The organism is Buchnera aphidicola (Lipaphis pseudobrassicae), from assembly GCF_005081185.1.
Taxonomy (GTDB): domain Bacteria; phylum Pseudomonadota; class Gammaproteobacteria; order Enterobacterales; family Enterobacteriaceae; genus Buchnera; species Buchnera aphidicola_AD.
The window spans coordinates 566562-577184 of sequence record NZ_CP034870.1 but is presented as its reverse complement, the minus strand read 5'-3'; the positions used below and the strand labels follow the sequence as shown (position 1 = coordinate 577184).

Sequence of the window (10623 nt, the reverse complement as noted above, 5' to 3'; positions counted from 1 at the left end):
AAAAAAATACAGTTATTTTTAGTCAATTTTCGGATATTTAATCATGAAACGAGTTTTTTTAATTGTTTTAGATTCTTTTGGTATCGGTTCTAGTATTGATGCAGACAAATTTAATGATGTTGGTTCAGATACATTTGGACATATAGTAGAAAAGTGTTTTTTAAGACAAGCTAATATAGGAAGAACAGGTGCTCTAAATATTCCTAATTTAGTACGATTAGGAATTATAGAAGCAGCAAAAAAATCTACAGGAAAATATCCTTTAGGGTTTAATAATACTTTAAATATTATAGGTAGTTATGGATTTGCTAGCGGGATTTCTTCTGGTAAAGATACTACTTCAGGACATTGGGAAATTGCAGGAGTACCAGTTTTAGATGATTGGTTTTATTTTGAAAAAAAACATAATAGTTTTCCTAAAATGTTATTAAAAAAAATAATAAATCAGTTTAAATTACCTGGTATTATCGGAAATTGTCACTCTTCAGGAACAGATATTATTTACAATTTAGGTGAAGAACATATAAATACTAAGAAACCGATTTTATATACTTCATCAGATTCTGTATTGCAAGTTGCTTGTCATGAAGTCTTTTTTGGTTTATCAAATCTTTATAAATTATGTGAAATTATTCGTTTTATATTAGATGATTATCAATATAAAGTTGCACGAGTAATCGCTAGACCTTTTATTGGAACTAATAAATTAAATTTTCAACGAACAGGAAATAGACGTGATTTCTCAATAAAACCTTTTTCTACAACTGTTATAAAAAAATTAATAGATGAAAAAAACGGGCAGGTTATTGCAATTGGAAAAATTTCTGATATTTATGCAGGAATAGGAATAAGTAAAAAAATTAACTCTACTGGTTTGGAAGATTTATGTAATAGTACTATTAATGCAATTAAACTATCTAAAAATAATACTATTGTTTTTACCAATTTAGTGGATTTTGACTCAAATTGGGGTCATCGTCGTGATGTATCTGGATATGCTAAAGGTTTGGAGTTATTTGATAAAAAGTTATCTGAGATGTTAAATTTAGTTTCTGAAAAAGATTTATTAATATTAACTGCAGATCATGGATGTGATCCTACATGGAAGGGAACAGATCATACTAGAGAAAATATTCCTATATTAATTTATTCACCATCTATTAAACCATTTTATTTAGGACATCGAAAAACTTTTTCAGATATAGCACAGACTATTGCTAAATACTTTCTATTATCTGATATGCCATATGGCAAAAATATGCTTTAAAAATACGAAAAAATATAGATTTATATTTTTATAATAGTATATTAAAAAGGAAAAAAATTAGTGTCTACACCTCATATTAGTAGTAAAAAAAATGATTTTTCTGATATAGTGCTTATGCCAGGTGATCCTTTAAGAGCTAAGTATATCGCTGAAAATTATTTAAATAATTTTCAGCAAATTAATAAAGTTCGATTAATGTTAGCTTATACTGGTTTTTATAAAAATAAAAAAATTTCAGTAATGAGTCATGGTATAGGAATACCATCTGCTACGCTCTATGTTAGAGAACTAATTAATGAATATAAGGTAAAAAAAATTATTCGTATAGGAACTTGTGGCGCTGTAAGAGAAGATGTAAATCTACGCGATATAGTTATTGGAATGGGTGCTTGTACTGATTCGAAAATTAATAGAATTAAATTCAAAAATCATGATTTTTCTGCTATTGCTGATTTTAAAATGATTTGCAAGACAATGCATATTGCCAAGAAATTAAATGTTAATATACGTGTTGGAAATTTTTTTACTACGGATTCTTTTTATAATGATGATCAAGAGACACTAGAAATTTTACAAAAATATCACATTCTTGGAGTAGATATGGAAACGGCAGGAATATATGGAGTTACATCAGAGTTGATGGTTAAAGCAATTTCAATATGTACCGTATCTGATCATATTATAAAAAAAGAAAGTTTATCTTCTAAAGATAGAGAATCTAGTTTTAATAGTATGATCCATATAGCTTTAGAATCTACTTTATAACATAATAATTAGTACTAAACATAAATGTTTTTTTGGTGAGAAAGGGATTCGAACCCTTGATACGTTTCCATATACACGCTTTCCAGGCGTGTTCCTTAAGCCACTCGGACATCTCACCATTTTGGAAAAATTTTTATTTTATTTTTTAATTAATTAGATAACTATTTTAATCTAAAAAAAATAATTACGTCAAGTTTTTTGCTAAATTAAAGTTTATTTTAAGATATTTCTATAATTTTATATTTTCGATTTTCATTTCATGAAATATCGATTTTCTTAAAAAATAGAAAAAAATGATGTTGATTTTGATAGAATATATTTTTTATTTAAGTATAATTCTCTATATACTTTTAGTTCATATAAAAGTATAAAACTAAAATAATCAAATTTATTAATAAAAAAATAAAAGTATTATTTAATATATTAAAATCTTTTAAATTAAAATTAATTTTTTTATTTTTGATTGTTTAGCTATTTTAGTTGCATTATATAAAATAAATAATACATGAGATATTTTTTATATTCATTTTATTGCATTATAGATTTGTGTTTATATCTTGCCAGCAAAAGTTTTTAAATGCTGGTTTTTATTAACGAATTGTTTTTAATAATAAAAATATGGCAGAAAAACGAAATATCTTTCTAGTAGGACCGATGGGAGCAGGAAAAAGTACTATTGGTCGTCAATTATCTCAACAACTTAACATGGAGTTTTTTGATTCTGATCAAGAAATTGAGAAACGTACTGGTGCCGATATAAGTTGGGTTTTCGATGTAGAAGGTGAAAATGGTTTTCGTTTAAGAGAACGAAATATTATCAATGAATTAACTAAAAAACAAGGTATTGTACTTGCTACAGGTGGAGGGTCAGTTCAATTTAAAGATACTCGTAATTTTTTATCAGCTCGTGGTATTGTCGTTTATTTAGAAACAACAATTGAAAAACAATTATTACGTACCAAAAAAGATAAAACAAGACCATTATTACAAGTTCCTATTTCAAATCGTATTATATTAGAAAATTTAGCAAATGAAAGAAATCCTTTATATGAAGAAATTGCAGATATTACAGTGCAAACCGACGATCATAGTGCTAAAGTAGTAGCTTTTAATATTATTCGTTTATTAGAAAAAATATAGCATTTGTACTTAGAATAAAAAATTCATGGAGTGTAAAAAATTTTGAAACAATTGAAAGTTATTCTAGGAAAACGTAGTTATCCTATTAGCATAGGTTCTAATATTATTCAAAAAGATGATATTTTTTGGCCTTTAAAACCTGGAAATCAAGCTATGTTAGTAACAAATAAAACACTAGCAAACCTTTTAAAGGATAAAGTTCTATATCATTTAAGAAAATCTGGAATAAAAATAGATCAAGTCATTCTTTCAGACGGAGAGCAGTATAAAACATTGAATGAAATGGAACTTATTATTTCAGCTTTATTAGAAAAAAAACATACTCGTGATACTACTTTAATTGCACTAGGTGGAGGAGTAATAGGTGATTTAACTGGATTTGCTGCTTCTGTTTATCAGAGAGGTGTTGCTTTCATTCAAATTCCAACGACTCTTTTAGCTCAAGTAGATGCTTCTGTTGGTGGAAAAACTGCTGTCAATCATTTATTAGGTAAAAATATGATTGGTTCTTTTTGGCAGCCTGCTTCTGTAATTATTGATATTGATTGTTTAAAAACTTTGCCACAAAAAGAGTTAGTATCTGGTATAGCAGAGGTGATTAAATATGCTATTGTTTTTGATGAAAAATTTTATTCTTGGTTAGAAGAAAATATTGAAAATATTTTATCTTTAGATCATGAAATCATGTCGTATTGTATAAAAAAATGTTGTGAATTAAAGTCAAAAATAATTTCTCTTGATGAAAGAGAAAATAATTTTAGAGCATTGTTAAATCTTGGTCATACATATGGTCATGCAATTGAAACTCATGCTGGTTATGGGAATTGGTTACATGGTGAGGCCATATCAGTAGGTATAGTTATGGCTGCTCGTACTTCTAAAATACTAGGATACTTAAAAGAAACAGATTTTAAAAGAATTATTACATTATTAAAGAGGACTGGTTTACCTGTAAAAGGACCTAAAAATATGTCTGCTGCTTCATATATTCCTTATATGATGCGAGATAAAAAAGTTATTTCTGGAGAAATTAGATTAGTTTTACCTTTATCTATTGGAAAATCAGAGATTTATAATCATGTAGATAAAAATATCATTTTAACTGCTATTAAAGAATCTCAATAAATTTTTATCATATCAAATAAACTAAAACTATTAAATATTATATATTTACACTTATTTTGATTTTATTTTTGCTCTTATATAGTTTTATTCTTTTAATAATAGCATTTTTTTATATTTGTTTTAAATAATAAGTGATAAATATATTTGATAAAACACTTTATAATTACAAAAATAAAACTATAAAGAGTAAAAACATTATATATGAATTTCTTATAAAATTAAAAATTTTAACATCTAAATTTTCACTTTTTAAAAAATAAAAAACTTCTATTAATTTTCTAAACACATGATCAAAATAATATTTATATAATTATTATATTATGATTTTTATTAAAAATATCAATTTTCATTTAATAGTAAGTGATAGTTTATTTTTTATCTTTATATTTAACACTTTAATTTTTAATTTATATAATATAAATTATTTTATCATTAAAAGATTAAAAATTAATTTTTTCAAGATTTCTTTATTTTATATATTAAAAAATAAAAAATATTAAATATAGTTATTTTTATTTTATATATTGAATTTATTTAGAATTAATACAGGGAAATTAAGATGAAAAAATTTTTTTTAGCTCCATCTATTTTATCTGCTGATTTTGCACGTTTGGGAGAAGATACACAAAAAGCAATAGATGCTGGAGGTGATTTAATACATTTTGATGTTATGGATAATCACTATGTTCCTAACTTAACAATGGGTCCTATGATTTTAGAAGCTTTACGTAATTATAATATTAAGGTACCAATTGATGTTCATTTAATGGTAAAACCAGTAGATAATTTAATTCCACAATTTGCGAAAGCTGGTGCTACTTTTATTACCTTTCATCCAGAAGCAACACAACATATTGAACGTACATTACAATTAATTAAAGAGCATGGATGTAAGGCAGGACTAGCTTTCAATCCAGCTACACCACTTAATTTTCTTGATTATGTATTAGAAAAATTAGATTTAATTTTATTGATGTCTGTTAATCCAGGTTTTGGTAATCAAGCTTTTTTACCATCTACATTAAACAAATTACGTGAAGTTAGAAAAATTATTGATTCTAATTGTTTAGATATTCTCTTAGAAGTAGATGGAGGAATTAAATTGGATAATATTGCAGAAATAGCATTTTCTGGAGCAAATATATTTGTAATTGGAACAGGTCTATTTAAACATTCTAATTATGATCTTATCATAGAAAAAATTCGTAAAGAATTACAACATGCTTATTCTAAATTTATTCATTAATATTTTTTTATTGTAGAGTACAAGATGACTTCTTTTAAACCAGTTCTATTTAGCGCTATACAACCTTCTGGAAATATAACAATTGGAAATTATATAGGAACTATGCGTCATTGGTCTAAAATGCAAAATGATTATAATTGTTTCTATTGTATTGCTGATTTACATGCACTTACTACATACAATAAGCATTCTTGTTTAAAAAAATCAATATTAGATACAATATCCTTTTATTTAGCTTGCGGAGTAGATCCTAACAAAAGCATTATTTTTATTCAATCTCATGTTTATCAACATAGTCAATTAAATTGGATTTTGAATTGTTTTAGTCAATTTTCAGAATTACTTCGTATGAATCAATTCAAAATGAAAAGACAGATTAAAAATCGTTATGAGAAAACAAATGTAGGTCTATTCAACTATCCTATTTTGATGGCATCAGATATTTTATTATATCAAACTAATTTCGTTCCAGTAGGAAGGGATCAAAAACAACATATAGAACTTACACGTAATATAGCTTATCGTTTTAATTCATTATATGGTGATATTTTTACATTACCTGAACCATTAATTAATGAATGTGGATCTAAAATTATGTCCTTATTAGAACCAAATAAAAAAATGTCTAAATCGGATATTAATAAAAATAATGTAATTTTTTTATTAGATGATATATCCTCAGTGATATTAAAAATTAAACAATCTATGACTGATTCAGAACAACCATGTAGAATATATTATGATATTGAAAGAAAACCAGGAATTTCAAATCTATTAGAAATTCTTTCTGCTATTACGAATAAAAATATTGATATATTATTAAAAGAATTACAAGGTATAATGTATAGAGAATTTAAAGATATTGTAGCAGATTCTTTATCTAAATTTTTATATAAAATGCAAAAATCTTATATAAATTATCGTTGTGATGAATCTTATTTGAAAAAAGTAGTTTATGAAGGAGCTATAAAGGCTAGATTAAAATCTGAAAAAACTCTACAAAATGTATGTTCTAAACTAGGTTTAGTTTCTTTATTTAAATAAACTAGAAATTAATTTTCTTCCAGTTTATTTTCGTATCTTATAAAACAATTAACAATTTTTATATGTAAAAGTCTTTATAATTTTTTAGAATTTTTATTCAAATAAATTAATATAGATAATAAAAAAACTATTGCATATAATATATTAGAAGTGATCAAAGTAGCATATAATCCTTTTTTTTCTACAATTGGACTAGTTACAATAAACGTTAATAAAGTTCCTATTGTTCCAAACAACAAAATTAGATTTATTAATTTTGGAGATGGATTTTTTGTTTGTAACGATGCTAATGTTATAATTATAGTATAAATAGCACTAGAAAAAAAACCCAAACCAATGATAATACATTTAAGTAGTATAAAATTCTGATTATGAATAAAATTATACATAAGAAATGTAGAAACACTAGTTAAAAGAATAAACATTTGATTTAGATTAAAAAACTTGATTAAAAAACTAAAAAACCACATACCAATCATATAAGACATCCAAAAATTACTAACTAATCCACCTGTTTTTTTGATATCTATTTCTATCACTTCAGTAACATATTGTGGAACCCAAGAAATAAAGCTTAATTGTCCTAATATGTACAGCAAAGCTGAAATAGACAATAAAAAAATATTAATGTTCCATTTTTCTTTTTTTTGTTTGAAATTCTTTTTACTTTTTTTTAATTCTGGAAAATTAAGATTTATTGTTAAAAGAAAAATTAATAAGTAAATTACTCCTATATATATATAAATCCAATACCAAATAATATGTTTTTCTAAAAGATAAGCCGTAATAATTGGAAATATCATTCCTGACATACTAAAAAAAGAGTCAGTTAATAACAGTTGAGATCCTCTTTTCGATCCTGAATATAAATAAGTAATAAGAAATGTACCAATTGACATAGTAATACCACTTACTAATCCTAGTATGAACATATTTACAGAAAAGTAAATTATATTAGTACTATATACTATACCTATTATAGATGTTATTGTTAAAATAAATCCTAAAATTAATTGTTTTTTTAATGACATATATTCTACGAGCCAAGAATTTAATATTATTGATAGTAATATACCTGCATTTAAACAAGTAAACGTATTACTCATTCGAGATATAGATAAATGAAAATAATCAGAAATATTTCCTATTATCATTCCTGTAACCACGACTAATGCACCTGTAAAGGCATATGAAAAAAAACTAATCCATGTAAGACCTATTCGATTAATATTTTTCATCTTCATCACCTTATTTAATAAAATTTATAAAAACATAAATTAAGATATTATAACTTTTTTATATTTTTATATATATTTATAATAATTTTATATAAAAATCTCTATTTTTTAAATTTTAAAGTTATTTAAACCAAATATTTTAAATATTTAAGTTTAATTTTAATAAAATATAATGTATATTTTATTTTAAAAATTAATTTTTTTAAATATTTAATAAAATCATACATATGATATTAAAAAAAAATTGTCTTGATGGGATTACAGAGGAAAAGAATGTATTGATTTTTCTGAACAAATTGCAGTAAGATCATTAATTTATTGCCATCTACAATTGAATAAAATATTAAAAAAAATAAAACATTATTTTATATTAGTATTTTTTTTGTTAACGAAATATATCTTATAGCTAAAAAGTTAGTTTTCTTGAGTTTTGAATCACGTATTTTATTTTCTAACTCTAGAGCAGAAGTAAATAAAGTAGTTTTTAAAATAGCGCGCTATTATTCATGTAGAGTTTGTAATTCTAAAAAAATAAAATAATTTCTTTTTATAATTCGTTTTATAGGCGTACTTTTTTACTGTTTTTTTTAGATAGGTAATTAAAAAGTTCTAAAAATTTTAATCTTTAAAATACAGGTATAATTCATAATTTTTTAATGATATTAAAATAGTAAAATACATCATTAGTTATGATACATGTGCGATAGTAGTTGAACTTATTTAAGAAAAAAAAGGTATAATACTAGTAAATATTTCTTTTATAAAAGAATTAAGAGATTCATATAATTAATATAATGTAATTTTAATTTTTAATGAAATAAAAACTAGAGAAGAAATAGAAAGTTATTTTTTATGAACACTATGGGTTTAAACCAAATATTTTAAATTTTGTAAAATCTTTAGGTGGAGAATTGCTAATTAGTACAACATTGACTACAAATAAAATTGGGTCAATAATAAAATCTGGAATTCATGATACTAAATATGAAAAAAACTGTTAGTTTGTGCTGTAGAAAAGTCTATTATTGATGTTATAAATACAAACAAATTATTATCTGGTGTTTAAAAAAATCTGAAAAAATATTTTCTAAATTACATCTTATTAATAATCGTTTTAATTTTTCCAAAAAATACAAGATAAAGATTTATTAATAGGGATTGTATTGCAATCAAATTTTTCTAAAAGAATACATAAAATTTTACAACTTTTTTTCTTAAGAAGTTGTTATTTTTTTAATATTTAGAGATAACATTCTTCATTTATCACCATCTTGAATTATGACTGAAGATAATTATTAAAGAAAGTATAAAATGATTTCAATATACTTTAGAAAAAGTACTGTAAAAAATAAAGATTTAATACTATTTAAAAAAATATTTGTTAAACATGTTTAAAATATATAGGTTTTTGGGAGTAGTAAATGATTTTTTTTATTCTAAAAAAAATAATATTATTATGTATAATATTATATGTTCCAAAATCATTTTCAGAATCAATATCTTTAAATAATATCAATTTTCAGCCGCATTTAGAAACAAAAAATACTTTTACGAACAATGATGATAAATTAGGTTATGCGTTAGGTGTTTCATTAGGAAATTACGTTAATCAATCTTTTGAAAAACAAAAAAATATAGGTGTGCATTTAAATAAAAATAGTCTTTTAAAAGGAGTTCAAGACGCAATTTCTGGAAATTTGCAGTTGTCTCATGAAGAAATCTCTTCGATTCTTTTACAATTGGAAGAAAAATTAAATAACGCCACTAAAATTCAGTTAGAAAAGAATGCAAAAGAAAATCTTGCTAGAGGAGAATTATATATGAAAAATTTTTCTAAAACTAAAGGAGCTAAAAAAACATCTAGCGGTCTTTTATACATTATAGAAAAACCAGGAGAGGGTGATTCATTAACAAATAATACAAAAATTACTGTGCATTATAAAGGTACTTTAATTGATGGTACAGAATTTGATAATTCTTATAAAAGAGGTGAACCTGTATCATTAATGTTAAAAGATGTTATATTAGGTTGGCAAGAAGGTTTAAAATATATTAAGAAAGGCGGTAAAATTAAGTTGATAATACCACCTAATTTAGGATATGGAAAAAAAGAAATTAGTACTATTCCAGGAAACTCTACTCTAATTTTTGATATAGAATTGCTTGATGTAATTAATATATAAAAATAGTATATTTATTTTTTTCTATCAATATTAAAATATGTTTTTGAAAATGTTTTCAATAATTTAAATATGAACTATACAATATTAGTAACAGGTTCTGCTTATGGAACACAAAATGCAAGCACTGCTTTTCTTTTTTGTCAATCTTTAGTTAAAACAAAACATAAACTATATAGCGTGTTTTTTTATTGTGATGGAGTTCTCAATGCAAATAGTATGACTACACCTGCAATTGATGAATTCAACTTAGTTCAAGCATGGCAAGAATTAAATAAAAAATATAATGTAAAACTATATGTTTGCAGCAGTGCAGCCCTCAGAAGAGGTATACTAGATGATGAGGAAGCATCAAATTTAAATCTTAAAAAAGGAAATTTAGCATTTTGCTTTCAATTAAGTGGATTATTAGAATTAGCTTATTCTATAGAAATATGCGATCGTATAATACAATTTTAATTTTGGTATGTTTACTTTAATGAAAAGAATTGCCTTTGTTTTTTCTCATGTACCACATGGAAATAGTTTTGGTAGAGAAGGGTTAGATGCTATTTTTGGTATTTCTTCTCTTATTAAGAAAATAAATTTATTTTTTATTGGAGACGGTGTTTTTCAATT

General features: G+C 23.9%; 10 protein-coding genes and 1 tRNA gene. 9 read left to right on the top strand and 2 right to left on the bottom strand.

Translation table 11 applies throughout. From position 1 onward, the window contains the following. Positions 1 to 43 precede the first annotated feature (43 nt). Both D9V70_RS02785 and deoD read left to right on the top strand, forming a co-directional pair. Positions 44 to 1267: a phosphopentomutase gene (locus D9V70_RS02785; protein ID WP_158356205.1), complete on the top strand. Its 1224-nt coding sequence runs from the start codon at positions 44 to 46 to the stop codon at positions 1265 to 1267. Between the two features lie 60 nt (positions 1268 to 1327). After that, complete coding sequence (gene deoD / locus D9V70_RS02780) at positions 1328 to 2032, top strand: purine-nucleoside phosphorylase (RefSeq protein ID WP_158356204.1); 705 nt, start codon at positions 1328 to 1330, stop codon at positions 2030 to 2032. A 33-nt stretch (positions 2033 to 2065) separates the two neighbouring features. Here the strand turns inward: deoD and D9V70_RS02775 are convergent. Then, positions 2066 to 2150, bottom strand: a tRNA-Ser gene (locus D9V70_RS02775). Positions 2151 to 2650: 500 nt separating this feature from the next. On the opposite strand from D9V70_RS02775, the gene aroK reads away from it, so the two are divergent. The 4 genes from aroK (at position 2651) to trpS (ending at position 6587) form a co-directional block, all read left to right on the top strand. Then, entirely contained in the window at positions 2651 to 3172 is a 522-nt protein-coding gene (gene aroK, locus D9V70_RS02770) for a shikimate kinase AroK (RefSeq protein ID WP_158356203.1), read from the top strand. 42 nt (positions 3173 to 3214) lie between these two features. Next, the gene (gene aroB / locus D9V70_RS02765) at positions 3215 to 4297 is read left to right on the top strand and encodes a 3-dehydroquinate synthase (protein ID WP_158356202.1); all 1083 of its coding nucleotides are present in this window, start codon (positions 3215 to 3217) and stop codon (positions 4295 to 4297) included. Between the two features lie 559 nt (positions 4298 to 4856). Further along, positions 4857 to 5543: a ribulose-phosphate 3-epimerase gene (gene rpe / locus D9V70_RS02760; protein WP_158356201.1), complete on the top strand. Its 687-nt coding sequence runs from the start codon at positions 4857 to 4859 to the stop codon at positions 5541 to 5543. A 24-nt stretch (positions 5544 to 5567) separates the two neighbouring features. Then, positions 5568 to 6587, top strand: coding sequence for a tryptophan--tRNA ligase (gene trpS / locus D9V70_RS02755; protein WP_158356200.1), 1020 nt, complete (start codon positions 5568 to 5570; stop codon positions 6585 to 6587). Positions 6588 to 6661: 74 nt separating this feature from the next. Here trpS and tsgA read toward each other — a convergent pair whose 3' ends face one another. Continuing rightward, positions 6662 to 7825 (bottom strand): MFS transporter TsgA, encoded by a 1164-nt coding sequence (gene tsgA / locus D9V70_RS02750; RefSeq protein ID WP_158356199.1) that lies wholly within the window; start codon positions 7823 to 7825, stop codon positions 6662 to 6664. Between the two features lie 1421 nt (positions 7826 to 9246). Between tsgA and fkpA the strand changes: the two genes are divergently transcribed. From fkpA to D9V70_RS02735, 3 genes are all read left to right on the top strand, one after another. Next, the gene (gene fkpA, locus D9V70_RS02745; RefSeq protein ID WP_158356198.1) at positions 9247 to 10008 is read left to right on the top strand and encodes an FKBP-type peptidyl-prolyl cis-trans isomerase; all 762 of its coding nucleotides are present in this window, start codon (positions 9247 to 9249) and stop codon (positions 10006 to 10008) included. Positions 10009 to 10077: 69 nt separating this feature from the next. Next, the gene (gene tusD, locus D9V70_RS02740) at positions 10078 to 10464 is read left to right on the top strand and encodes a sulfurtransferase complex subunit TusD (protein ID WP_158356197.1); all 387 of its coding nucleotides are present in this window, start codon (positions 10078 to 10080) and stop codon (positions 10462 to 10464) included. 19 nt (positions 10465 to 10483) lie between these two features. Further along, a partial coding sequence (locus D9V70_RS02735; protein WP_172599342.1) for a DsrE family protein occupies positions 10484 to 10623 on the top strand: 140 nt, incomplete at its 3' end.

Bases quoted from the DNA above. Each gene is read 5' to 3' on its own strand.
- D9V70_RS02785 (WP_158356205.1), top strand. From the start codon at position 44: ATGAAACGAGTTTTTTTAATTGTTTTAGATTCTTTTGGTATCGGTTCT.
- aroK (WP_158356203.1), top strand. From the start codon at position 2,651: ATGGCAGAAAAACGAAATATCTTTCTAGTAGGACCGATGGGAGCAGGA.
- rpe (WP_158356201.1), top strand. From the start codon at position 4,857: ATGAAAAAATTTTTTTTAGCTCCATCTATTTTATCTGCTGATTTTGCA.
- trpS (WP_158356200.1), top strand. From the start codon at position 5,568: ATGACTTCTTTTAAACCAGTTCTATTTAGCGCTATACAACCTTCTGGA.
- tsgA (WP_158356199.1), bottom strand. From the start codon at position 7,825: ATGAAAAATATTAATCGAATAGGTCTTACATGGATTAGTTTTTTTTCA.
- fkpA (WP_158356198.1), top strand. From the start codon at position 9,247: ATGATTTTTTTTATTCTAAAAAAAATAATATTATTATGTATAATATTA.
- tusD (WP_158356197.1), top strand. From the start codon at position 10,078: ATGAACTATACAATATTAGTAACAGGTTCTGCTTATGGAACACAAAAT.